The 24,884-nt window shown below is 62.5% G+C and carries 22 protein-coding genes; 8 read left to right on the top strand and 14 right to left on the bottom strand.

What is annotated here, in order from left to right:
* Positions 1 to 6: 6 nt before the first annotated feature.
* From JIN81_RS17915 to JIN81_RS17905, 3 genes are all read right to left on the bottom strand, one after another.
* Positions 7 to 2,226, bottom strand: a complete 2,220-nt coding sequence (locus JIN81_RS17915; protein ID WP_234045372.1) for a tetratricopeptide repeat protein — start codon at positions 2,224 to 2,226, stop codon at positions 7 to 9.
* Between the two features lie 190 nt (positions 2,227 to 2,416).
* Positions 2,417 to 3,007: a DUF4136 domain-containing protein gene (locus JIN81_RS17910; RefSeq protein WP_200283204.1), complete on the bottom strand. Its 591-nt coding sequence runs from the start codon at positions 3,005 to 3,007 to the stop codon at positions 2,417 to 2,419.
* A gap of 180 nt (positions 3,008 to 3,187) precedes the next feature.
* The gene (locus JIN81_RS17905) at positions 3,188 to 5,188 is read right to left on the bottom strand and encodes an ATP-dependent helicase (protein WP_200283202.1); all 2,001 of its coding nucleotides are present in this window, start codon (positions 5,186 to 5,188) and stop codon (positions 3,188 to 3,190) included.
* Positions 5,189 to 5,346: 158 nt separating this feature from the next.
* On the opposite strand from JIN81_RS17905, the gene rimK reads away from it, so the two are divergent.
* Both rimK and JIN81_RS17895 read left to right on the top strand, forming a co-directional pair.
* Positions 5,347 to 6,252, top strand: coding sequence for a 30S ribosomal protein S6--L-glutamate ligase (gene rimK / locus JIN81_RS17900; RefSeq protein ID WP_200283200.1), 906 nt, complete (start codon positions 5,347 to 5,349; stop codon positions 6,250 to 6,252).
* A 6-nt stretch (positions 6,253 to 6,258) separates the two neighbouring features.
* On the top strand, positions 6,259 to 7,377 hold the full coding sequence (locus JIN81_RS17895) for a succinylglutamate desuccinylase/aspartoacylase family protein (protein WP_200283198.1): 1,119 nt from the start codon (positions 6,259 to 6,261) through the stop codon (positions 7,375 to 7,377).
* A 114-nt stretch (positions 7,378 to 7,491) separates the two neighbouring features.
* On the opposite strand, the gene JIN81_RS17890 is transcribed toward JIN81_RS17895, so the two are convergent.
* Positions 7,492 to 9,267: a tetratricopeptide repeat protein gene (locus JIN81_RS17890; protein WP_200283196.1), complete on the bottom strand. Its 1,776-nt coding sequence runs from the start codon at positions 9,265 to 9,267 to the stop codon at positions 7,492 to 7,494.
* Positions 9,258 to 9,956 carry a glycosyltransferase family 2 protein gene (locus JIN81_RS17885; RefSeq protein WP_200283194.1) on the bottom strand — a complete coding sequence of 233 codons (699 nt, stop codon included), beginning with the start codon at positions 9,954 to 9,956 and terminating at the stop codon, positions 9,258 to 9,260. Before JIN81_RS17885 ends, JIN81_RS17890 begins: the two co-directional genes overlap by 10 nt.
* Before the next feature lie 48 nt (positions 9,957 to 10,004).
* Here JIN81_RS17885 and JIN81_RS17880 point away from each other — a divergent pair, with 48 nt between their 5' ends.
* From JIN81_RS17880 to JIN81_RS17870, 3 genes are all read left to right on the top strand, one after another.
* Positions 10,005 to 11,048 (top strand): NAD-dependent epimerase/dehydratase family protein, encoded by a 1,044-nt coding sequence (locus tag JIN81_RS17880; protein ID WP_200283191.1) that lies wholly within the window; start codon positions 10,005 to 10,007, stop codon positions 11,046 to 11,048.
* A 27-nt stretch (positions 11,049 to 11,075) separates the two neighbouring features.
* Positions 11,076 to 12,905 (top strand): IPT/TIG domain-containing protein, encoded by a 1,830-nt coding sequence (locus tag JIN81_RS17875; protein ID WP_200283189.1) that lies wholly within the window; start codon positions 11,076 to 11,078, stop codon positions 12,903 to 12,905.
* 66 nt (positions 12,906 to 12,971) lie between these two features.
* Positions 12,972 to 13,406 (top strand): DoxX family protein, encoded by a 435-nt coding sequence (locus tag JIN81_RS17870; protein WP_200283186.1) that lies wholly within the window; start codon positions 12,972 to 12,974, stop codon positions 13,404 to 13,406.
* A gap of 30 nt (positions 13,407 to 13,436) precedes the next feature.
* Here the strand turns inward: JIN81_RS17870 and JIN81_RS17865 are convergent, their stop codons facing one another.
* Genes JIN81_RS17865 through JIN81_RS17850 form a run of 4 tightly spaced genes read right to left on the bottom strand, consistent with a single transcriptional unit; the run spans position 13,437 to position 17,435 of the window.
* Positions 13,437 to 13,967 (bottom strand): ATP-dependent zinc protease family protein, encoded by a 531-nt coding sequence (locus JIN81_RS17865; RefSeq protein ID WP_200283183.1) that lies wholly within the window; start codon positions 13,965 to 13,967, stop codon positions 13,437 to 13,439.
* Between the two features lie 60 nt (positions 13,968 to 14,027).
* Entirely contained in the window at positions 14,028 to 15,140 is a 1,113-nt protein-coding gene (locus JIN81_RS17860; protein ID WP_200283180.1) for a DUF2955 domain-containing protein, read from the bottom strand.
* Entirely contained in the window at positions 15,130 to 16,296 is a 1,167-nt protein-coding gene (locus JIN81_RS17855) for an HlyD family secretion protein (protein ID WP_200283177.1), read from the bottom strand. The genes JIN81_RS17860 and JIN81_RS17855 overlap by 11 nt, the downstream gene beginning before the upstream one ends.
* A gap of 26 nt (positions 16,297 to 16,322) precedes the next feature.
* Positions 16,323 to 17,435 carry an AI-2E family transporter gene (locus JIN81_RS17850; protein ID WP_200283175.1) on the bottom strand — a complete coding sequence of 371 codons (1,113 nt, stop codon included), beginning with the start codon at positions 17,433 to 17,435 and terminating at the stop codon, positions 16,323 to 16,325.
* Positions 17,436 to 17,467: 32 nt separating this feature from the next.
* On the opposite strand from JIN81_RS17850, the gene lysA reads away from it, so the two are divergent.
* Complete coding sequence (gene lysA, locus JIN81_RS17845) at positions 17,468 to 18,844, top strand: diaminopimelate decarboxylase (RefSeq protein ID WP_234045364.1); 1,377 nt, start codon at positions 17,468 to 17,470, stop codon at positions 18,842 to 18,844.
* A 48-nt stretch (positions 18,845 to 18,892) separates the two neighbouring features.
* Positions 18,893 to 19,774, top strand: coding sequence for a DMT family transporter (locus JIN81_RS17840; RefSeq protein WP_200283173.1), 882 nt, complete (start codon positions 18,893 to 18,895; stop codon positions 19,772 to 19,774).
* 202 nt (positions 19,775 to 19,976) lie between these two features.
* On the opposite strand, the gene JIN81_RS17835 is transcribed toward JIN81_RS17840, so the two are convergent.
* From JIN81_RS17835 to JIN81_RS17815, 5 genes are all read right to left on the bottom strand, one after another.
* Positions 19,977 to 20,390, bottom strand: coding sequence for a peptidase associated/transthyretin-like domain-containing protein (locus JIN81_RS17835; protein ID WP_200283171.1), 414 nt, complete (start codon positions 20,388 to 20,390; stop codon positions 19,977 to 19,979).
* Positions 20,391 to 20,451: 61 nt separating this feature from the next.
* The gene (locus tag JIN81_RS17830) at positions 20,452 to 21,087 is read right to left on the bottom strand and encodes a HEAT repeat domain-containing protein (protein WP_200283169.1); all 636 of its coding nucleotides are present in this window, start codon (positions 21,085 to 21,087) and stop codon (positions 20,452 to 20,454) included.
* Between the two features lie 70 nt (positions 21,088 to 21,157).
* Positions 21,158 to 21,772 (bottom strand): hypothetical protein, encoded by a 615-nt coding sequence (locus tag JIN81_RS17825; protein ID WP_200283166.1) that lies wholly within the window; start codon positions 21,770 to 21,772, stop codon positions 21,158 to 21,160.
* Positions 21,773 to 21,912: 140 nt separating this feature from the next.
* Entirely contained in the window at positions 21,913 to 22,503 is a 591-nt protein-coding gene (locus tag JIN81_RS17820) for a hypothetical protein (protein WP_200283163.1), read from the bottom strand.
* 219 nt (positions 22,504 to 22,722) lie between these two features.
* Positions 22,723 to 23,187 carry a hypothetical protein gene (locus tag JIN81_RS17815; RefSeq protein WP_200283160.1) on the bottom strand — a complete coding sequence of 155 codons (465 nt, stop codon included), beginning with the start codon at positions 23,185 to 23,187 and terminating at the stop codon, positions 22,723 to 22,725.
* A 214-nt stretch (positions 23,188 to 23,401) separates the two neighbouring features.
* On the opposite strand from JIN81_RS17815, the gene JIN81_RS17810 reads away from it, so the two are divergent.
* Positions 23,402 to 24,884: IS1182 family transposase (locus JIN81_RS17810; protein WP_200283157.1), on the top strand; the 1,483-nt coding region annotated here is incomplete at its 3' end.

Genomic DNA, 24,884 nt, shown 5'->3' with positions numbered 1-24,884 from the left:
AATCCCTCAGAGATCCTCGATCGCTTTCAGCAGCTGGTTCTCACGGCACAGTTCATCGCGGCTCCACCCATCCATGGCCTTCACCGCCTCCGGAGCCCACATGTAGATGGACTGGTCGTCCTTGAATTGCTCGGTCCGTGGCGCGGGCTGAAAACCCCACTCCTCCAAGGTCAACGGTGAAGGCCCGACTTTCCCCGCTTCCCGCCACGCCTGTGCCAGGTCCGTGCGCATGCTGTAGAACCTACCCAATTCCGAGTACGGCGCGATCGTGACGATCCTGGCCAACAACTTACGGCGTTCCTCGTAGTTTCGGAAATCCTCCTTGAGCAGATTCAGCAGCCGCGTCGCGGCATTGAAGTAGTTCGGATCCAGCTCGACCGCCTTGCGGAAGGCCAGCATCGCTTCCTTCTTCTCATCCATCGACTCAAGCACCAGCCCCAGAAGGTAGGGAGCCCTCGCATTGTCAGGATGCTTCTTCATGAACTCCGCAAGGATCCGCTGCGCAATCGGCCGCACCCGCTCATCCGAAAACAGACCCTCGCACCCGAAACAGTGGCTCTCCCGTGGCCCGAAGCTGACCGGCATCAACTCGAACGCCTTCTCGAAATGAGGCACCGCCTCCTCGAAACGACCATTGCGCGCCAGGGTCAACGCCAACCGGGACTGCAGACAGTAGGCATCCCCGAAGTGATCCAGAGCGGCCAGATACCTTTCCGTCGCCTCACGAATCAATCCGGCATAGAGGAAATCATCCGCCTCCTCCCCCTCGCGGATCGAAACCATCACTTCGGCAAAGAACCGCGATTTCTCTTCGTCACCCAGTTTCGCCAAGGTCCGCGAAAGCACCTCGTAAACCTTCATCCGCGATGTCTTCCCCTGATCGCCGTCAGACGGATCCAGCGCAATCGCCTTCTCCGCCCACTCCTTCGCTTCATCAAGCCGGCCCGCCTCCAGCGCCACCTCCGCCTTCCAGATCAAAGGACGCTCTTCGAAGGGATCGAAGACCATCAGCTCGTCGAGGAAACCGACGAACTTCCCAGGTGCCACCTCTCGCGCCAGCTCGTAGTGAGGGTCGCTCTTCGGGTGCATCACCAGGACCCTCTGAACCACCGACCACGCTTCATCCTTGCGACCGGACTCCAGCAGCGCCCGGACGTAGATCGAACCCAGATCCTCTCCCGTATTGCCATCATCCCTCAGCAAGACATACGCCTCCTGCAGGCTGACCTCCCCGCTCTTCAGGTGCGACTCGAGCTCATTCAGGAAGGATTCCGCACCATCCACATGGTACATCGCGATCCACATCATGCTGTCGAAACCCGCCCCATAATATCCACCCCTCGCCATCACCTTCTCCCTCATCCCCTGCAGGTCGGAGGCCAATTCCTTGACGCGCTTCCAGTCTTCCATCGCGGCCAGGGCCTCGATCAACCGCCGGTTCGAATGAAGCCCACGGAAGGATTCATCCTTCAGGCCCTTCTGCGCGTCGGCCCACAACATCTCGACCACCTCATCCCGCAGTGCCGTGTCCTCCGCCAGTTCCGCCACCTTCAGCAGCCGGCCAAGCTTCTCCGCCCGGTCGTCCCCGGTCAGGTCGGCTTTCAAGAGCGTGATCGCCTGACTGAGCGTCGCATCCTCCAGAGCCTCTTCCCACGCCTTCTTCGAGGAACGGTGGTAGGACCCGCTCGAACCGGACGCCAGCAACTCAGGTCGGTTCTTCTCCAACCATTCCACCCCCTCCTTCGGGTCCACGCTCAAGGCGAGCACCGCATCGCGCTTGGCCTCCCGACCAAACGATGATGCTCTGCTCCGCGCATTCAACACCAGCTCCCTCACCAGTTCCTGCGCGCCCTTCTCATCGCCCTTCATCAGGTTGACGAACAAACGTTCCTTCCCGGGCGTCAGCCCGCCGGATCCGGGAAAGCGGGCCTCCTCGGGTGCCGCACCCGGACCGGCAAGGTCCTTCTCCATCGCATCCAACAGCTTGGGCCACTCCACTTCAGGCGGCATCTCGGCATACCAGTTCCCGAGGATGCCTCCCCATGCTTGCTTCCGGTCGAGCGCCCGGCGTTCCAGCCACTCATCGGCCGTCGCAGCAGGCGTCATCTCCTGCCGTTCCTCCATCCCACCGAAACTCCCACCCACGAAACCCGAACTGCGACGACATGCTGCGATCGCCACCAGCCCGACAACAAAACCCAAAGTCATCCAACTCCGCAAATTCATGATCCGGCACCCTAGTGAGACCGATCGCCCGGCAAAAGAATCAATCCACCCTTCTCGAATTCTTCACACGCCCCACCATCCACCTGATGGACTCTTGCGCTGGAAAACCCACCATCTTCCAACTCATTCTCGACACAAAAAAGCGGTCCCGGCATACACCGGGCCCGCTTGGAAAATCATGGAAACCGACTCAGCTCTTCGGCGGGAATCCCTTGAGGAGCTTGCGGGCCAACTCACGGGCATCATCACGTTGCAGAACTTCGCTGCGGCTGTCATCGATCCGCACGAACCCCTTGCCACGCCACACCACCTTGTCGCTGGCCGGCTCGGAGATGAGGAAGCGCACACCGATCTGGCTCTCCTGCTTCAGGTAGCCGGATGTCAGACCCGAACCGGATGACGTGCCAGCCAGCCACATGGCACCTTCCTCACCCGGCACGTAGCGGGATTCATACTTGGGTGTACCGCCCACCGAACGATATCCCGGAGCACGCAGACCGCGGGCATAGATGTAGAGGTCCGGCTCGCCGCTCTCGGCCTGCTTGAAGCCCTGCCGGGCCATGATGCGGTTGCCTTCATCGACGAATGCCTGGCGCAGGCCCTTGTCCTTCTCCGTCAAATCCTTGGCTTCCACCGAATCCAAGGGCACCCACGCATAAGTCTTGTACTGCGAGTAATTCACACCTTCCACGGGAGATGCCTCAACGTCGATGGCAGTGGAAAAGCAGGAACTCAGCGCCAGGGCAGCGGCGGCGGCAACAAAAGGAAGAATCAGTTTCATGGTCAGCAGCTAGATAATGAAATCCTCCCGTCAACGAAAGCACTATTCCCCCGAACCCGGACCATCCCGGCACCCGGAGCGCTCGAATCCACCGAACGAAATGCGTCAAGTTCGGCCCGGGACAACCTGAGAACGGCCTCCCGGCACGCGTGCCCGGAAGCATCTCCGATGCCCGTGCCGCTAGCTCTTGAGGAAATCCTCCATCTCACCGAAGAAGTCGCCGAGCTCATCCTCACTCACCTCGGCACCCATGATGTCGTCCCAGGAGGAATGGATGACATGCTCCTCGTCCAGCTCGCCGATGAACGTGCTCGGCGTGCAACCCACCTGCTGACCCCACTTTCTACGAACCATGCAGTAGGTCATGGTCAAGCGCTTCTGGGCCCGGGTGATGCCCACGTAAAGCAGTCGCCGTTCCTCGTCCTTGGTGCCCTCGGTGATGCTTCGTTGGTGGGGCAGCACCCCCTCCTCCAGCCCGACCAGATAGACCACCGGAAACTCAAGCCCCTTGGACGCATGCAGCGTGATCAGCGTGGCTCCCTGCTTCTTCTCCAGATCGTCGTTGTCCCGCTCGGAGGCCAGGGCACTGTCATCCAGGAACTTCCTCACGCCCTTCCCGCGCTTCGCATACTTCGCCAGGTCCTGATAGAGTTCGTGGATGCTCTCCCGCCGCTGGTCGAATTCCTGCGGCGTCTTGCAGCCACGCTCCAACCACGGCAAATAACCGGTTTCCTCGAGGAATGCCGCCAGCACATCCTGCGGCGGGTTCTCCTTGTTCTGGAGCTGGATCTTGGCCGTCATCACCTGCGCCACAAAGGTCTGGATCGCATTCCTCCCCCGGCTCGCCAGCGGATCCGTGAACTCCGGATCGCACAAGGCCCGCCACACGCTGATGTCGCGCTCGCGGCTGAACTCCGTCGCCATCATCGTCGTCCCCTGCCCGATCCCCCGCGGCGGAGCATTCAGGATGCGCAATAGCGGCACATCCTTCTCCGGATCATCCAGCAGCTCCAGATAGGCCATCACATCGCGGATCTCGCGACGGTCATAGAAACTTTGCGCACCCACCATGCGGTAGGGGATGTTCTGCTCGCGCAACGCCTCCTCCAGCTTGCGGCTCTGCATGTTCGTGCGGAAAAGGATCGCGAAATCCTCCCACGGCCGCTGTTCGGTGGCCTTCAGGGAAAGGATCTCCTCGGCAATGAATTCCGCTTCCTCCTCGTCCCCCGGCATGCCCAGCAGGCGCACCGGTTCCCCCCCCGCGATCGTCGCCCGCAGCTCCTTCTCCCGCCGACCGGCATTGCGTTTGATCAGGCTGTTCGCCGTGTGGAGGATCGCATGGGTCGAACGGTAGTTCTCCTCCAGCCGGATCACCTTCGGATTCGGGAAAAATCGCTCGAACTCGAGGATGTTCGCCACCTCCGCCCCACGCCAACCGTAGATCGATTGGTCGTCGTCACCCACCACGCAGACATGAAAGGGCGGTCCGACAAGCTGCTGGAGCAGACGCATCTGCAGACCATTCGTGTCCTGGAACTCATCCACCGTCACCCGGGTATAGACCGAGCGGAAATGATCGCGCACATCCGGATGCTCCCGCAGCAACTGCTCGGCAAGCACCAGCAAGTCATCAAAGTCCACCGCGTTCTGCGCCCGCAGTTCATTCTGATAGGACACCGCCAGCTCCGCGAAGAAATCGTCATCCATGTGCTTGAGCTCGATCCCGGCATTCTTCGCCTTCGAGATCTCCGCCAGCACCACCTCCGCCTTCAGCTTCTCATCCTTGCCACCCTTGCGGATGATCAGCTGCTTCATGATCCCGACCTGATCGCTGTACATGCAGATCGTGAAATTCTGTTTGTAACCCAGCTTGTCGATCCCGCCGCGCAGCAGCCGCACGCACAGCGAGTGGAAGGTGCACACCGTCATCTTCTCGGCCAGCTTCTTGCCCACCATCCCGGCGATCCGCTCGCGCATCTCACTCGCCGCCTTGTTCGTAAAGGTCACCGCCAGAATCCCCTCCGGCGCAATTCCCGTCTCGAGCATGTTGGAAATCCGGCACGTCACCGTCCGCGTCTTCCCCGTCCCGGCACCCGCCAGGATCAGCACCGGCCCGTCCAAGGTGCCTACCGCCTCCCGCTGGGCGGGGTTCAACGAATCAAATGAAAAGCCTCCTGACATGCGCGGCGGGATGGAAGACCGCCCGGCACCGACAATCAAGCCGGGGCTTCCTCAATCCTTCCCACCTCCGATTTCCCGCATTCTATCCTCGTCTTTCATCCGCAAATCAGGCCCATTGCTTGACGCATCGGGTTACCCACCCTAGCCGTCACTCTCCTATGAAAATCGCCGTCCTCTCACGCAATCCGAAACTCTACTCGACCCGCCGCCTCCTCGAGGCAGGCACCGAGCGGGGCCATGACATGAAGCGCTATGACTACCTCAAGTGCCACATGAACATCGCCAGCATGAGACCGACCATCTTCCTCGGGGACGACGAGCTGAAGGACCATGATGCCGTCATCCCCCGTATCGGCGCATCCCACACCTTTTTCGGCACCGCCGTCGTCCGCCAGTTCGAAATGATGGGCACCTACTCGGTCAACGAGTCCGTCGCCATCTCCCGCTCGCGGGACAAGCTGCGCTCCCTCCAGTTGCTTTCGCGGAAAGGCATTGGCCTCCCCGTCACCGCCTTCGCCCACGACACCAAGGCGACCGGACACCTGATCAAACTCTGCGGCGGCGCACCCATCGTCATCAAACTCCTCGAAGGCACCCAGGGCGTCGGCGTCGTGCTCGCTGAGACCACCAAGGCCGCCGAATCCGTCATCGAAGCCTTCCGCGGCATGGATGCCAACATCCTCGCCCAGGAATTCATCAAGGAAGCCGGTGGCGCCGACATCCGCTGCTTCGTCGTCGGCGACAAGGTCGTCGCCGCCATGAAGCGCCAGGGCGCCGAGGGCGAATTCCGCTCGAACCTCCACCGCGGCGGCAATGCAGCCGTCGTCAAGATCACCCCCGAAGAACGCTCCACCGCCGTCCGTGCCGCTCGCATCATGGGCCTCAACGTCGCCGGTGTGGACCTCCTCCGCTCGAATCACGGACCCGTCATCATGGAAGTGAATTCCTCCCCCGGCCTCGAAGGCATCGAGCAGGCCACCGGCAAGGACGTGGCAGGCAAGATCATCGAATTCATCGAGAAAAACGCCAAGGGAGGATCGACCCGCACCCGCGGCAAAGGCTGACCGACCATGACAGACGACGGCTCCGCCCGCCCGAAACGACGGGCCTCCAAGACCGCCAAACGCCCTCCTTTCGTCCTCAACGGACAGGAAGTGGCACCGGGAACGCGCGAACAGATCCCCATCCCCGTGGGGACCTTCCTCACCCACGAGGAGCTCAGGCTCCGCGTCACCGTGGTCCACGGGAAAAAAACCGGACCCACCCTGATGCTCACCGCCGGCATCCACGGCGACGAATACAACGGCACCGAGATCATCCGCCGGATCCTCCGCCAGCCCAGACTGTCCAGACTCAGAGGCACCCTCATCGCCGTGCCCATCGTCAACCGCCCCGGCTTCGTCACCCGCTCGCGCTACATGCCCGACCGGCGCGACCTCAACCGCCTCTTCCCCGGATCCGCCACCGGATCCCTCGGCGGACGCCTCGCCCGTGTCCTCACCGAGGAAGTCCTGCCCCACGCAGATGCCGTCATCGACCTCCACACCGGAGCCATCAACCGGCCAAACTTCCCGCAAATCCGCATCAGTGCCGACTGCCCCGAGTCGCGCGAGCTCGCACGCATCTTCGACCCCCCCGTCATGCTCATCGGTCACGCACGGGAGGGCACCTTCCGCCACAGCTGCCTCGAGCTCGGCAAACCCTCACTGCTCTACGAAGCCGGAGAAGCCCTGCGCCTCGATGCCCCGTCCATCCGCTTCGGCACCGAAGGCATCCTCGCCGTCATGCAGCAGCTCGAGATGCTGCCCACCAGCAAGCGGTCCCGACGCCGCACCCCGACCCTCGTGTCCCACCGCAGCTACTGGGAACGTTCCCCGGCCGGTGGCATCTTCACACCACTCGTCGCCCTCGGGAAAGCCGTCGAAAAGGACAGCCTGCTCGGCTTCATCGCCGATCCCCACGGCAGCAAGGAAACCCCCGTCAAGGCCACCCGCGCCGGCGTCCTCATCGGCCGCACCAACGAAGCCGTCGCCGATGAAGGGGACGGACTCTTCCACATCGCCCTGCTCGACGACCTCGAATCCGCCGAACAAAGCATCGCCAATACCGCCGATGCCATGCCATCCCTCGACAACCGCGAGGATGACCACCCGGTCCCCTACGACTCCCTGAACGACACCATCAGTTAGTCGCTTGCCGGATTCCTGGCCACACCGGACACCACCTAACAGAATTGCATGAACGGGCGGAATCGTCCGGGGCAATCCGGAAGCGGCACTCGAACCGAGCCCGGCGAGATGGAGTCATTCCCCACGCGGTGCTGTTTCCTCCGACAGCAGCCTCAGATTGATCCTCGCTTGCGACGATCCGAGCTCCTCCGCCCGGCGGTAAGCCGCGGCGGCTTCGGCAGGGCGGCCCAGCTTGGCTAGGACGAAGCCACGGTTGGTCCAGGCGTTGGCATGGTCCGGGACGGACTCGATCAAGGCATCGAGTTCAACGAGCGACTCCTCCCAGCGACCCAACGAAATCTCAAGCCCGGCGAGATCGTAGCGCGGCATGGCAAAGTCCGGCCGCAGCTCGATCGCCCGGCGGAAAGCGACGCGGGCAGCATCCGGAAAGCCGAGCTCGACCCGCACCTTCCCGAGATTGTGCCACGCGATGGCATGGTCCGGTTGCCGGGCGACAACCTCTTCAAATCGCTGACCCGCCTCACCGGGCCGACCCGACTCAGCCTCAAGGATGCCGAGGTTGTTGAGCGCCTGAACATAACCGGGATTGGCGGCAAGAGCGGCAAGGTAGTGCTGTCGCGCCTCGACGGCACGCCCCTTCGCCATGAGGGCGAGCCCAAGGTTATTCTGGGCGAGATGGTTCGTTTCTGAAACTGAAAGGGCATGCCGGAACAGACTCTCGCTGTCGCGCCAGACCCGCACTTGATGACGGCCCAGCCCGACCAGCAACACCACGGCCGCACCGATCGCACCAGCAAGGTAAGGCTTGGCCTCCGGCCACCGTTTCATCGCCGCCGCAAGACCGGCAAAAAGAGCGAGATAGAGTCCGATGAAGGTGAAGTAAGCGTAGCGGTTCGCCATCGCCGAACCGCCGGCCTGCACCAGCCCGATCATCGGCACCAGCGTGCCGAGAAACCACAGCCAGCCGATACCCGCCAACGGCACCGCGCGGCGTAGCCGCCACACACCCCACGAAACCACCGCCAGCAGCCCGAGCGCTGGGATCCACATGGCCGCCGGCACCCCATCGGGATACGGATAATACACCATCAGGTCGTCCGGCAGGAAAAGCCGCCGGACGTAGGTTGCATAGGACACCACCGCATTCGCCAGCCTCATCGGCAGCGGAAAGTCATCGCCCGATGCGATCGCCCCCATGCTGGTCTGGCATAACACCGTGAGCCAACTCCCCAACGCCGACACCGCCAGCAGTGGCATCTTCTCCGCGACGACCCCCTTCGTGAGCTGCCGCCGGTAGGGGCAGGCATCGAGAAGCAGCATGACGCAAGGCAGCGTGACCGCCAGTGGCTTGGCCATGACTGCCAGAGTGTGGAAAACAAGCATCGCCACCCACCACCGCCACCCACCACCTCGGGCACGGCGCTCGTGGGCCAGCAGCGCCAGCAAGCAGAAGGCCATCGACAGCACATCCTTGCGCTCGGTGACCCAGGCGACCGACTCCACATGGATCGGGTGCACCGCGAAGACCGATGCCACCCCGAGCGCCAGCCAGCGCGAACCAACCGCCCGCGCCAGCCACAAGGCGAGCAAGGCCGAATTCAGCGCATGAAGCACGAGGTTCAGCACATGGTGCGGCCCGGCGTCCGATCCGAAAAGGCTCACCATGGCCTGGTGCGACAGCCAGGTGAGCGGAATCCACATGCTCGGCCCGTGGATTTCGAAGGCCCAGCGGGCGTTCTCCACCGTCAGCCCGCCGAGCACCCGGGAGTTCTCATAGAAGTAACTACTATCATCATAGTTGACGAAATCGAAGCCCGCCACCGGCGCATACACCACCGCCGCCAGCAGCGCCGGCGCCCACATCCACGACCATGACTTCCTCAGCTCCATCGGAATCGCACGGTAGCAGCCAGCACCTTCATACCGACCCGGAGGACGGAAACCTTCGACTCTCCACAGGTCCGCGCACGGGTCGATACCGGCACCTCGATGACACGCAGCCCGCCCTTCAGCGCCCGAGCTGGGATCTCCACTTCATACTCGAAGGTGTCGCTGCGTGGTTCGACCACCGTCACAGCCTCGCGCGACCACGCCTTGACCCCCGCAAGCACATCGGTCATGCGCGACCCGAAAAGCACGCTCGCCCAGCCGCTGACGAGCCAATTACCGAGGTCCCGCGTCCATGTCGCCTCCTCGTCCCTGCCACTTCCGGCCATGAAGCGCGACCCGAGCACGAGGTCAGCCGCACCGGTCTCGATCGGCCCGACCAGCGCCGCCAGATCCTTCGCCAGAAACTGCCCGTCTCCATCGAACTGCGCCTGCACCAGGCCCCGCGCCTCGCGCATCCCGGTGCGGATCGCATGCCCCTTGCCACGGTCGTCAGCGTGCGCGATGTAGCGCAGCCCCGGCATCCTCCCAGCGAACTCCCGCACGATCCGCCCGGTGCCATCGCGGCCGCCGTCGACCACCAGCACCTCGGTGCCCGCCGGCACGTGCGCCCGCAAGTCCTCCAGCGTCGCCCCGATCGAGTCCTCTTCGTTGAATGCGGCGACAATGATGCTCAGCGGAGGGTCATCCATAATCGAGCCGCAGGCTGCGCGATCCCCCGCCACGGGTAAAGCCAAGGCGTGATTTTGTCTCGCCACCCGCACGCCAACCCCGGAGGATCCGCCCCCGTGCGTGGCTACTGGTCAGGAAAACAGGTGGTCGTTCCCGGAGGCGCCGGCTTCATCGGCTCGTCGGTGGTCGACGCGCTGGTCGCTTGCGGCGCCCGGGTGCGGGTGATCGACGACACATCCTCCGGAAATTGGGAGCGGCTTGCCCCCCACGCCGACCGCATCGATCGGGTCCAGGCCGACCTCACCCGCCTACCACTGGCCGACACCTTCCGCGACGCCGACGCCGTGCTCAACCTCGCCGGCCGGGCACCGGGCCTGATGCTCGACGACGACCGCCATGAGCGCCTCCATCGCGAGAATCTCGCGGTGGCCGATGCAGTGCTGTCGGCAGCGCTCGAGGCGGAAGTGCCGCGGTTGTTGGTGGTCAGTTCGTCCTGCGTTTACCCGGACGACGCGCCCGTGCCGACCCCCGAACTCCCGCTCGAAGGCACCGAGCCCGAAGCGGCCAACCGCGGCTATGGTCTGGCCAAACGCGAGATCGAGGCGCGCGCTACCGCCGCCCACGGCGGAGGCACCGCCATCACCATTGCCCGACCCTTCAATGCCTGCGGCCCCCGCGACCAAGCCCGCGGGCCCGGCGCCCACGTCATCCCCTCCCTGCTTGGCCGTATCCTCGACCCCGCAGAAGAGGAAATCGTGGTCTGGGGTTCGGGCAACCAGACACGCAGCTTCATCGATTCCCGGGACCTCGCTTCCGGCCTGCTGATGCTCGCCGAGCACCACCCTCACCCGGAACCGGTGAACGTCGGCAGCGCCGAGGAAATCGCCATGCGCGACCTGGTCGCCGCCCTGATGCAGTTGGCCGGAATCGACAAGCCGACCCGCTTCGACACGACCAAACCCGAAGGCGCCCCACGCAAAGTTTGCGACGCCGGTCGGCTCCGAACCCTGACCGGATTCCGCCCGGCCTTCCAGCTCACCGATTCCCTGGCCGGGATCGTCGCCGCAGCGAAGGGAAATGGCAGGCTTGCCGCGGGGCGCTCAGCTCGGTAGATTGGGCGGAGTTTTCATCCGCTTCCCATGTCTGCCATCTCCTCCTTCCGCCCGGCCGCGCTGGCACTCGCCCTTACCTGCCTGCTTTCCATGGCCTCCGGGCAGATCACCATTACCGACTGGGTTGGTGATGCTCCCACCCAGGGCGGCTCGCTCATCACCGTCTACGGTCAGAATTTTGGAGCCCCACAAAATACCACCATCGTAGTTGGCGGCGCTGTCGCCCAACCCGACGCCGTCACGCCCGCCTCCGTCACCTTCAAGCTGCCGGCAGGCACAGGCATGAATCTTCCCTTGATCGTCACCGACGGCGCCAACAACTCCAACCAGATCCTCTTCTCCTACGACCCACCCGTCGTCACGAGCTTCTCCCCGGAACGCGACCTCGCCTCGTCCACCCCCCAAATCGCCCTCTTCGGCAAGAACTTCGGCGTCAATGTGGGCGTGATCAGCGCCAGCATCGGCGGCAACCCCGCCCCCATCATCTCAAGCCTGCACGACAAGCTCACCATCGAGAAACCCATCACCGCTGGAGCAGACAATGAGATCGAGATCACCGTCGACGGCCAGTCCGCCCTCTTCACCTCCGGCCGCTGGATCAATCTCACCAGCCCTCCCGGCTACTTCATCAATCCAGGATCGGGCGCGGTGCTGCCCGCACCGGTCGGACGCTACGCGCCCGATCCGAACATGACCTCCACCCTTGCCACGCCAGCCGGCAACTACACACCGATCGTGGGCATGCGCGCCGCCATCCCGGCCAGCCCCGGGTATTTCGTCCCATCTCTCGGTTCCAGCACCCAGCTCCCGGCTCCGGCGGGCAGCTTCACCGCCGCCGCCGGAATGACCTCTGCGACCGCAGCAAGAGCCGGGCACTACGTCCCCGCCGACGGCATGTCCACCGATCTCGAGACGCCGGTCGGCCACATCAACCCAATCCCCGGGGCTGATGCCCCCCTCGCCGCTCCAGTAGGCCGCTACGTTCCGAATCCCGGCCAGACTTCGGCTTTCAGCGCCCCCCCCGGCCACTACGCTCCGTTTTCCGGCATGTCATCGACCCTGCCCGCAGCTGCCGGGCACTTTGTCGCCAACGCCGGTCAATCCAGCCAGACCCCCGCTCCAGCTGGCTCATTTGCACCCTCCGGTGCCACCTCCGCGACCCCCGCATCACCCGGCAGCTACGCCCCGGTCGCCGGCATGCCCGCCTCCATCCCAACTCCACCCGGATACTTCACCGCCGTCGGTGGCAGCACCGAGCCCGAACCCGCGCCCGCCGGGAAATTCGCCCCCACCCCGGGGCTCTCCACCTGCTTCACGGCCCAGCGAGGAAAGTACGTGCCCGTCCCCGGCATGCGTAGCGCCCTCCTTGCAAGCCCGGGATACTTCGTCAGCGAAACGGGAGCACAGGACCAAACCCCATCACCCGCCGGCCGATTCGTTTCCCAGAGCGGTGCGAGTTCGGCAGTCGACGCACCAGCCGGATCCTACGCACCCATCCCCGGAATGCGCGACGCACTTCCAGCCCCCGATGGCAGCTACGCGCCCAACCCCGGATCGACCTCTGTTTTGAAGGTCCCCGCCGGCTTCACCACGGATGGGCCCGGTGCGGCGACGATCTCCCCACTACCTCAGCTCACCATCACCGCCTACACACTCGAGGAGAACGGCGACAACACCATCAGCTTCGAAACCGCCAACGGCCAGAACTACGGACTCTTCTACACCGAGAACCTGATCGATTACACCCTGCTGCAATTCGTCGCCGGCACCGGAGCAGTCGTCACCCGCACCTTCACCCCTCCCGTCTCCCAGACTGGTAAACGGTTCTATGTCGTCGGCCCCGCCGAGGCTCCCTGAACGACTCCATCCGTTAGTCGCTTCATCCGCGGTGGCAGACCCCGGGAAACGTGCGAAAATGGTGCGATGAACGATTCCACCACCCCGCGAGCATTCCTCGGACTGACCGACAAGCAGCTGGCCTACCTCGTCGTCCGCATCGGCCTCGGCACCAACCTGTTCTTCCACGGAGTCGTCCGACTGCCGAAGCTCCAGGGTTTCGTCCAGGGCATGGAGAAAGCCTTTGCCGACAGCCTGCTGCCCGGATTCCTCATCACCCCCATGGCCCACGCCATTCCGGTCGTCGAGCTCATCGTTGGGCTCATGCTCCTTCTCGGAGCGAAAACCAGAGCCGCCCTGCTTGCCACCGCAGCCCTGATGCTGGTGCTCATCACCGGCTGCTGCTTCATTGAAAACTGGGGCCCGATCAACTCGCAGATGGTGATCCTTGCGCTCGCCGCCCTGCTGATCGCCCACTCTCACCTGAACCGCTTCTCCCTGACCAGGGACACCCCCTGCTGAAACCACCGCGGCCACTCCCAATCAGGCTCCTCAGGCGAAATCCCTCACCCCTCCGGCGAGGTGGTTCCCCTGCACATCCACAAGGAAGTAGCCCGAAAGGCATCGGCGCCCCAGCAGCATCTGACAGAGCATGCGGCTGCGATCCGCCAGCGTCAGCCGGCCCCGCCAGCGGAAGCCTCCCGGCATCTCCAGGTCCACCTCGATCCAGATCCGCACCTGCGCCTCCCCCGTCGAACTCTTCACTCGCGAGACCCCACCGACATCCACTTCACACGGCGTCCGGACCCCGTAGTGGTCCTCCGTGATGAACCTCACCTTCCGCTGATCCTCGGACAACTCGATCTCCTCTGCGTGAAGGCTTGAAGTCCGCGCACCACTGTCGGTCTTCGCATTCATCACCCCCACCCCGAGGCCGGGTAGCCGCACCCACTCCCGACGCCCGACCACCAGCTTCCTGCCACCGAAACGGTCCGTAGGAAGATTCAGCCCATCCGCGGCAATTCCGCTGGGCTGCTCCACTTTCTCGATCTCCGCGAGATAACAACGTCTGGCATTCGTCATGGGCCGAAACATCCCTGCATCCCGCAGCCTCCACCAGCAGAAAAGACCAGCCGTGGAGCCTCAGGTCCGCACCTCGGTGGCACCCGTTTTCACCTTCAGCCTCCCGGTCTTCCGGAGCCGGCGCAGCACCTTCCAGTTGGTCACATACACCACCAGATGGAAGGCGAACACAACGTAAACCGCCGCCAGGATGACCTGCCAGATGCGCGAGTAGAACTGGTCGTCCGTTTCCCCGCCGAAGGGCATCGTACCCAGACCGATGAGCAGGATCACCGTCCCCAGACCCGACCCGCAGATCGGCCCCCACTTCGTCCCACCGAACATCTGCCTGCCGAAGACCAGACCCAGAAGCGTGAACAGCCCGAGCAGGAATAGATACGAGGGAAATAGTACCAGCAGTTCGTAGATCCCCATCGCCACCACCCCCCCGAAGGTGTTGCCCATGATCAGCGCCTTGCCCCCCTTCAGACCCGCCGACAGGTTGGGACTCTGGATCAGCATGGTGGCAAAGATCAGGATCTTCAGATCACCGATGTTCCCACCGATCAGGACATAAGCCTCCAGCGGAAGAATCACCAGCACCCGGATGAAGGCGATCTTGGCCGCCCGATCACGCCCCGCCTTGTCCATCGGTGGCGGCGTCGCCTTCTGCGGTTTGCTCACCCCCACCGGGTCCGGGAACACCGCGTGGGAAAGCCAGACGAACGCCATCGCAATCAACCCCGAAGCAAACAGACCCGTGGTCAGCGAGAACGCGAGCTCCATCGACTGTGCCGCCATGGCCGGAATCAGCAGAAACCCCATCAATACCCAGGTCAGGAACCCGCGCGAGACCCCGATGGACATCAGGTAGAAGCAGCGGAAGATCATCAGCATCACCGCCGCCAGCACCAGAAGGGGCTGGGAAAGCGTGACCGCGGAAATGGCGAAGGCGAACAGCAAGGCCGCCAGAATCATCACCGGGAATGCCAGCAGGGCCCCGATCGTGGGACGCGGCACCGGCGCCGACAGGAAAGCCGCCGCCAACATCGGCGTGATGAAGGCAAAGGGCCAACCAATGCCAAAAGCCGCCGCCGTCGAAGCCACCACCCCGAAGGTCAGCCGGAAAATGCGCGCCTGGGCAAGACGCTGCTGATCTTCCGGCGAGATCTCCGCTGGAGCATCACTGGACATAGGAGAACCAAGACACGAGCCGGATCCACAGGCCGCCCACCGCATTGAGGATCACGTTGTCGCTGGTGTAGATCACCACATCCGCCTGTCCCCCTTCGCGAAGCAGGCCACGGGCCTCCTCCTTGTCGAACGAAATCACCACCGGAAACCGCTGCGGATCCCTCAGCCAGTCCTTCGAGCCCTTGATCTTCGGCAGCACCCCGGCATTGTCCACATCCCCCCAGTCGACACCATACCCGGTGCTCTGGACCGTCCCCTTGAAAATCCGACCCGGCTTGACATCAAGTACGATATCCACCGTATCCCCCGGCTTCACACGCCCGATGCTGTTCTCCCGCATGTAGGCCTCGATCCACGCCTCATCCGAGCCGATGAAGGTCATCAGGGGTTGCCCCACATTCGCATACTGCCCCTTTTCAATGCGCACATTGGTCACCCCACCGTCGCGCGGTGCTCGCAGCACCGTCCGCTGCAGGTCCAGCTGGGCATCCTCGAGCGCCGCCTGCGCAGCCACCAAGCGCGGGTTCTCCTCACCCTCCTGGCCGAGGTTCTGCTTCGCCTGTTCGAGCGCCTGCTCCGCATTCTCAAGCTGCGCCTTGCTCAGGTCCACGTTCGAGCGGGCCTTGTCCAGATCCGCCTCGGAGACCGCGGCACTTTCAAACGCCTTCTCGATCCGCACCAGCTGCGACTTCGACAGATCCAGCGCCGCCCTCGCTTCCGCCACCGCCGCCGTGGCCGATCCGACGTCCGCCGTACTCGCACCCATGTCCTGACCCGCCCTCTCCAGCGAAGCCTCCGCATTCCGGACCGCCAGCTCGTAGTCCTTCGAGAGGATCTTCGCCAGCACCTCGCCCGCCTTCACCGGGCTGTTCAAGCCCACCGCCACCTCGATGACCTCACCGGAAACCTGCGGCACGATCGGCACCACATACCCACGCACCCGGGCCTGCCCCGTATACGGCGTGTAGCGATCACCGATCAGATACCAGATGAATGCCACGATGCACACCACCAGCACCCGTCGCGTCCAGCGGGTCGCCGCATCCGCCTTCTTCTTCACCTTCGTGCCATCCGGAGCCTCCGCGGTCGGTTCCGCCGGTTGGGTCTTGGCTTTCGGCTCCTGCGCGGCATCCGCATCGTTCTTTTCTTCAGACATGAAATCAAGGGGTCGGGGTTCGCGCCCTACTCGGCAGCGGTTTCCAGGCTCTCGGCTTCCTCATCCGCTTCCTGCTGCAGTTCGAGCCAGGCCATGAAAAGTTTGTACAGCAGGGCCACCACCACCGCACCGATGAACAGCCCCATGATGCCCGACGAAAGCATGCCGCCGATCGCACCAATCAGGATCACCAACATCGGCGCATCCACTCCGCGACCCATCAGCATCGGCTTCAACACCCCGTCCCCGAAGTTGATGATGATCGCCCAGATCAGGAACAAGGTCGCCGAGATCCCCTCGGTGACCGAGAACACATAGGCCGCCACCGGACCCAGCACGATCAAGGGCGGAAGCTGCATGATGCCCAGCATCAGCACGAGGAATCCCCACAACGCCGGCATCGGCACTCCCACCAAGGCACAGCCGATGCCCGCCGCCAGTCCCTGGATGCACGCCGTACCGACCACCCCCAGCGCCACACCACGGATCGTGCCCGTGGTCAGAGCGACCAATTCCTCACCCCGGGCACCGACGAGGCGCTTCGCCAGCACATGCAGGAACTTCACACAGCTTTCGCCGCTGATCATGAAGACCCCCGCCAGGATCAAGGACACCGTGAAGCCAAGCAGCGTCCCTCCCACCCCGGTGATCATTCCCAGCAGCACCGTGCTGAGATGCTTGATCTGGGGCGCGAACTTCTTCGAGGTCTCACGGAAATTCTCCGAAAAATCCGACCATGTCTGGTAGGCCTTCTCTCCGATCACCGGCCAGTCCCGCACCTTCTCCGCCGGTGGCGGAACGTGCAGTTTTCCTTCCTTCCACGTGTCCGCCAGCTCGTGCACCCCGTCGATCGAGTGATCAATGAGGATCACCGACGGAACGATCAGGACCGATACCGAGCACAGGATGAAGAGCACCCCCACCAGCTTCCGACGGTTTCCCAACTTCGCCGAGACCTTCAGAAACAGCGGATAAAACGCCACCGCAAGGATCACCCCCCACAGCACCGGATTGATGAAAGGCGAGATGATCTTGAATGCCCAGACCGCCAGGATCAGCACCAGGCCCACCCGGATCGCCACTTCAATCGCCTGCGCCGTGAGGCTTTCGCCCGGCTTGTTCTCGGATGCTTCGCTCATAGACCCGGCAATCTAGAGACCAAAGACCGGAATTGCACAGTGCCAAATGCAATCACCTCATCCCCCCTCTCCGCCAGCATCCCGCCCTTGCCCCCGCCGGGATCCGCCGCTACATGCACGCCATGCACGGCTTCGCCTACAAGAATGGAACGCTTCACTGCGAGGACACCGACCTTCAGGCCCTCGCCCAGGAACACGGGACCCCCCTCTACGTCTACTCGTCCGGAACCCTGCTCGACCACTACAAGCGGCTCGACCAGGCCCTCGACGGCGTGGACCACGAAGTCGCCTACGCCGTGAAGGCCAACTCGAACCTCAGCGTGCTGCGCCTCCTCGCCGAGGAAGGCGCCGGATTCGACATCGTCTCCGCAGGCGAACTCTTCCGCGTCATCAAGGCCGGCGGCGACCCGAAAAAGTGCACCTTCGCCGGCGTCGGCAAGACCCGCGAGGAAATCGAATACGCACTCAAGCACGAGATCTACTCCTTCAACGTCGAGAGCGAAGCCGAGCTCCGTTACCTCAATGAAGTCGCCGCCGACCTCGGCGTCATCGCCCCGGCCGCCGTGCGGGTGAACCCGAACGTCGATGCCAAGACCCACAAATACATCTCCACCGGCAAGTCGGAGAACAAGTTCGGCGTCGACTTCGAAGCCATCTCCGACCTCTACGCACGCGCCGCCAGCGAACTGAAGAACATCCACCTGCGCGGACTGCAAATGCACATCGGCTCCCAGCTGACGTCCATCGATCCCTTCATCGAAGCCGTCGACAAGGTCGCCCCCCTCGCCTCCCAGCTCAAGGCCGACCACGGCATCGAGTTCTGGTCCATCGGCGGCGGCATCGGCATCGTTTACGAAGATTCCCTCCAGGCCGGCTCGGAAGCCTGGTGGTCATCCAAGTCCGACGAAGAACGCCCCCTGACCCTCGCCCAGTACGGCGAAGCCGTCGTCCCTCGACTCAAGGACCTCGGACTCAAGATCCTGCTCGAACCCGGCCGCGCCATCGCAGGCAATGCCGGCGTGCTCCTCACCAAGTGCCTCTACGAAAAGAAAGGCAGCGCCAAGACCTTCAAGATCGTCGATGCCGGCATGGGCGACCTCATCCGCCCCGCCCTCTACGAAGGACACCACGACATCGTCCCCATCAAGGAACCCGCCGGAGAAGTCCGCAAGGTCGACGTCGTCGGCCCCATCTGCGAAAGCGGAGACTTCTTCTGCCAGGACCGCGAACTCCCCGACTTCCAGCCCGGTGACTTCATCGCCCTCATGAGCGCCGGCGCCTACGGCTTCGTCATGGCGTCGAACTACAACTCACGCCCCTTCCCCGCCGAGATTCTCGTCGATGGCGGCACCGCCACCGTCGTGCGCAAACGCCAGACCCTCGACGACCTCATCGCCGGCGAATCCTGAGCTCCGCCGCAGGGTTCCACGGCGGACCATTGTTGACTCCCACCGTCCGTGCCCACCCTGCTTCAGCTCCACCTCCTCGTCGCCCTCGTGGCGACCACCGCCCTGATCGGCCACGTCGTCACGGTCAGCGCCCCCGTGCTCGTTTGCTGGCGCACCGCGCTGGCCGCCGTCGGTGCCTTCCTCTGGGTCCGCCTGATCCAGCGCCGGAAAATCTGGCTCGGATGGAAGCAAGTGGCTCCCCTCCTCGGCGTCGGAGCCATCGTCGGCTGCCACTGGCTCGCATTCTTCGGAGCCATCAAGCTCGCCAACATCTCCATCTGCCTCGCCGGCATGGCGACCATCTCCCTCTTCACCGCCTTCACCGAGCCCCTCATCACCCGGCGCCGCGTCCGCCCCTTCGAAGTGCTGCTCGGCCTGCTCGTCGTCGCCGGCATCCTCCTCATCGCCAACGTCGAACGCGGTCACCTCCTCGGCCTCGGCGTCGCCCTCGTCGGAGCCTTTCTTGCCGCCATCTTCCCCGTATTCAACAGCATCCTCGTGAACCGCGGGGGCGCCCCCCAGTTGATGGTCGGCTGGGAAATGGTCGGCGCCTGCCTCGCCGTCCTCGCCCTCCTCCCCGCCTTCGATGACGCCGGCTACGCCTCCCTCCTCCAGACCACCGGGACCGACTGGATCTGGTTCCTCGTCATCGCCTGGGCCTGCACCGTCCTCGGCCACGGCTGGCACATCCACCTCCTCCGCAGGATCAGCGCCTACACCGGAAACCTCGCGATGAATTTCGAGCCCGTTTACGGCATGCTCGCCGCCGCCATCGTCTTCGGCGAATACAAGCAACTCCACCCCGCTTTCTACCTCGGCACCCTGTCCATCCTCATCGCCAACCTCCTCCACCCCTACCTCGACCGCCGGTTCAACCAACCCCGTCCGTGAAACCCAACTCACCAGCCCCCGAGAAAAATTCAATGGCTCCCACAAAGCCATCGGTTCCTTCTTGGGTGCCGACCGGAAGGGAGCTGCTCGAAGAGCAATGTTCGGCCCACTCGCCAGTGGCATGACCGTCCCGGTCATGCCTCATCCCATTCAATTCATTCCCGCTCCCTCACCTCAGCCAGCCCCCTCCGGAGCGGGCCACTCACTCTGCCTGGAGACGGATCATCGCCTGTCGATCCCGCCGCCCTGTCTGCACCTCGTCGTACGGTTGGATCACCCGCGACCGGTAGCCGGAAGCATCGATCTTCAAGGGCGGCCGCGGATAGGGCATGTCGAAGTGCGGGAGCAACGAATAGGAAACCGGCCCGATCAGATACGCCCCATGCCATCCATACTGAGCCGGAATCCCGAAATGCCCCTCGGCATCTGTGGTCGCCAGGACACGGCTTCCATCAGGGCTCGACACCTTCGCTCCAACCACGGGGGCGGTCGTCTCCGCATCGACGACCCTGGCCTCCATGCCCGCCGCGTGCACTCGACGATGAGGAACCGGCACCACGCATCCGCTAAGACACAGGAATGCCACGAGCAGTCCCGCCCTCCGTGCGAGCGTCATGATAAATCCTTCAGCACGAGCTTGAAGCCCTCGCACCTGCAGTGGGTTCTTTCCATTGGATTCAAAGGGGTGACCACTTGAAATACTTCTGCCTCCGCGCGAGTTCCACCGCCCCATGGATCTGCTGCTGATCCGCGAAGCTCACCGTGCTCCAGTGGCGAAGCAATGGCTCGACCAAGGATTGAGGCCAACCCGGAATCGCCCGCAAGAGCCAAATCACCGCCCAATCATTCTGTCCGAGCTCCAGAGAGCATCCATAATCGACAACCCGTTGCGCCTGCGTGACGTCACATGGAATCACCCGCTCCATCGCCATCGCCTGAAACGCCCCATGAATCAACTCGGGAGCAGCACGATCCACGAACTCCACAGCCTTGCGCAAATCGCCGTTCCCCCCGCCCGACAGACGAAACAGCGCATCCCCGATCGCGACCTGAACCATCTCCACACGTCCCTCGCGGGAAAGCGCTTCAAAGAACTCAAGCGCAGCGGAGTGCCCACCATGCCCCAGAGCCATGATCATCTGATACTGCGTCTCCCACGTCCGCGGATCCTCCAGCTCCTTCCTGAGGACCACCAGCAAAGCAGGTCCGGCATCAGGATCACCCGACTTGCGGAGCTTCTTCGCCGCCGATCGACGCTTCGCCGACTTCGAATCGGAAAGTTGCTCGGTCAGCGCTCGCGTCGCGGCATCCATGTCATGAGTAAATTGAAGTCCAGTGATCCGCCATGGCGAGCGCGGCTTCGACTCAGGCCCCGGTTGATTCTTATTCCACGAAACCTGACGCGGGACGGGTAGAGGATCGGGGGTGAGAAATTCTGTCCGCCTTCAGCTTCTGCCGTTTCAACCTCAGGGCATACCACCAGCCAATTCCGCAGGCACCAAAGAAAATACTGCAAATCACGCCGATCCCAGAGGCCATTTGAATCGGTCCCAACGCGATTCCGACACCGCACAATGCGAAAACGAGGCAAGTGATGAGCCTCCAGACGAGACCGTCCTCTGGATGCTGTTCACCAAGCTGTCGGTAGAACTCACTCAATGGCATTCTCTGCGGCAGTCGCTTGCATCCCGCCAATTCCTGCCCAAAGACGATTCTCTGCGTAAGCCACTGAATCACCATGATCGCGCCAGCATATGAGACGAAGCCAAGAACCTTCTCGGTGACGCTCGGTATCGCAATCAACAGAAACGGCTGCCCAAGAATCAGGAGGGTGAGGAAGCAGCGCTGCATCCAAAGGTGCTTGCGATAAGTCACCGTGAACTGCTGTTCATCCTTCAGGACGAGAGGCTTGCTCCACGGACCCCCAAGAAAGAAGAGCCTCTCACCTCCCGGGCCCGTCTTGAAGGCCTGATCAGCAATGGATGTGAAGTAGCCCATATTTCTCCCGCCAACGTCAAGGGTGAGGCGATCCCGGTAACCGAACCGGAAAGGCTACGCACAGCCAAGCAGCTTCCGAAGCTGGCGGCAAGAATTCAACGAAAACATCTAACGGTTCACTTCACTCTTGAACCCAAGCTTCACTTTCGGTCTATCGAATTGTCGACTGCCAGAATGAATTTCTCAGCGAAATTGGGAAACCTGCGCCAATGGCTGTTTGGGTGACCGTCGCCCTTTAGGGCTCGATACATTGATTGACGCACAGTAGCCGCCAACTGGACGGAAGGCTCTATCGTGGTTGGATCCACAAAGTGCTGCCGGGTAGAACCAAACACGCCTCCCCTGTAGGCGATACTGACCAGTCTTCGATAGGAATCAAACTGGAAAGAAATGCTCATATCCGTGTCAGGATTCGGTTTTTCAGGTTCTCGAATGTAAAAATCAAGCCCCCAGACTGAATTGTTGCGAGAGCCGACCGGAAGTGGAGTTGTGACGAGATAAGTATTGTCTCCGAAAACGACTGGGCAGCAGGCAATTTCTCTATGCTGATTGACGTAGAATGGGGTTACGATAGAAAACTCGGCGCCAAACAGCTGCTCAAGTGCTTGTATATCGAGCGCCTCTTCCGGGATATTTACCGAGTCGGAAAGATTGAAGTAATCTTCACCCCACTCGAGATTCCGCTCCAGTATTACCGGGCGCTCTTCTTTTTCACTCCTGACAGTATCCATGCTCTTATTGCAGCCTGAGAGGCAAAACAGCACCAAGAGCGGTGTAGATAGATTTACTCTCATAAATACAGAACGTCTGAGAAATGGCGGCGCCGTCCCTTACGACGCCACTCCGCTTCTCGTTGCAGGATCCTAACCACCAAAACGGAAATTCAACAAGGGCGCTGTATGGCGTCGCCATCTTCGGCTTGTTGGCCTTTTGGTTTCGGTTGGGCTTGATCAGCGGAGGTAGAACGCACGCTCATCCGAGTAGGCCACAAAGTCGACCGGCAGCTGGGAGGGGTCGGAAAAGTCGAAAATCGCATTCGTGCTGTCGTGTCTGGTCGCATAAAGAATCATGTACTGCTCCCGGGCCGTACCCGGATCTACTGTAACAAAACCAACGACATCCCTGCGTGGACGGTTCTGGCCAAGGTCTCCTGGCCCATCCCACACAAAGTGGTCTAGCGCTGATCTCCATTTCGCTTGGTCTGATGGTGTGAGCTCAACTTTCGTCACCGTGCCATTGGGATCGCACGCCTCAACTAGGATCGAGTTACCTGAACGAAAGTCGGTCAGGATGCCTTCGATGGTCTCCTCATTCTTCCGTGCCGGGACCGAGGCGAGGTATATCCCAATAAGGCTCAACGCAAGTACCGAAGCCGTGGCTGATACTACTTTGGCACGCTGACTGAGTTCATTCATTTCTAGCCCAACGTAAAAGCTGTGGCGACCCGGTAACCTCACCAGTGTGGCCACGGACAATCAATCAGGTTCCGTAGCTGGCGGCAAGAACGCAACAAAGCCGCTGATAGGGGTCGTCCACCAGCGTCTTGTTGAAACTGTCGGAAAAGTTCCCGCATTTCCAGCCTGTTTTCCACCTCTTGGGCAAGGTTTCTGCTGCGGGAATTGATGACTCATGGCGCGCTTCAAAACCTACGACTACTCCCAGGGCCTGATGGTCCCGGTCAACCTCGACGAGCAGATCGAGCCCGGCACCTTCGAGTACGCCCTGCATCACCTCATCGAGGCACGCTACGACGATACCTTCCTCGCCGAAGAGTTCGCCAATGACGAAACCGGCCGACCCGCTTATCCACCCAAGCTGCTCCTCAAGGCCATTCTCTTCGCCTACTCGCAGGGCATTCTCTCATCGCGCAAAATTGAACGTGCCTGCAAGCACAACATCCGCTTCATGGCTCTGCTCTGCGGCGAAGGGCCCGATCACTCCACCATCGCCGAGTTCATCAGGAAACTCGGCAGGCATGTCGAGCGCGTCTTCGTTGACGTGCTGACCGTCTGCCACGAGGAAGGCCTGCTCGAGGGCACCCACTTCGCCGTCGACGGTCTCAAGCTACCGACCAACGCCGCCAAGGAATGGAGTGGCACCTTCAAGACCCTCAAGCGCAAACGGGACAAGTTCCGCCAGAAGGCCGCCGCGCTGATGAAGGAGCACAAACGCCGCGACCGCCGCCTCGCCAAAGGCAAAACCGAAGTCGCCGGCGATGCTCTCACGCCTGCCGAGAAGCTGCTCTCCAAGGCCGCAAAGATCGACGCCTACCTCGCGGATCACGAGCCCCGCATGGGCGTCTCAGGGAAGGAGGTTCAAAGCAACCTCACGGACCCCGAGAGTTCGAAGATGCACACCTCCAAAGGCACCACCCAGGGCTACAACTGCCAGGCCCTGGCCGACGCCTCTCACCAGATCATCACCACCGCCAACGTTCCCGAAGGCGGCCAGGACGGGCGCGTCCTTGGCGAACTCTTCGAGCAAGCCAACCAACAAGCCCACCAAGCCGGACTCGGCGCTGACTTCTACCAAGGAAAGGAACTCCTCGCCGACGCCAACTACCACAGCGAACCGAACCTCGAAACCGTCGCCGCCCAGCAACTTGATGCCGTCATCCCCGACCCCAACCACCGTGACCGGGACGAGCGCTACGAGGGCCGCGACAAGCACCTGCGCAAAGTCCGGCCCAAGGACACCGGGCGCTTCACCCGGGAGCACTTCCACCATGACGAGGAATCCGACACCTACCACTGCCCCAAAGGGCAAACCCTGCGTCGTAAACCCGGCAGCGGGAGCTCAGCCGGCGGCAAGGGCAAGTTCCACAAATATGAGATCGACAGCGACTTCTGCGAGATCTGCGAGTTCCGCAGCCGCTGCCTCAGTAAAAACGGCAAACGCCGTACTTTGAGCATCTGCGTCGAGCCTGCGCGTCCTCACTGCCAGGCCATGCGGGACAAGGTGGACACCCCCGAAGCACGAGAGAGATATAGCTACCGGATGGGAACCATCGAACCCGTCTTTGCCAATCTAAGACATGCCAAAGGCCTGAACCGCATCAACTATCGCGGCCGCGAGAAAGTGGCCGTGATATGGAAACTGTGGAGCATCATGC

Source organism: Haloferula rosea, assembly GCF_016595525.1.
Taxonomy (GTDB): Bacteria; Verrucomicrobiota; Verrucomicrobiia; order Verrucomicrobiales; family Akkermansiaceae; genus Haloferula; species Haloferula rosea.
This window is presented reverse-complemented; position numbering and strand designations above follow the sequence as displayed.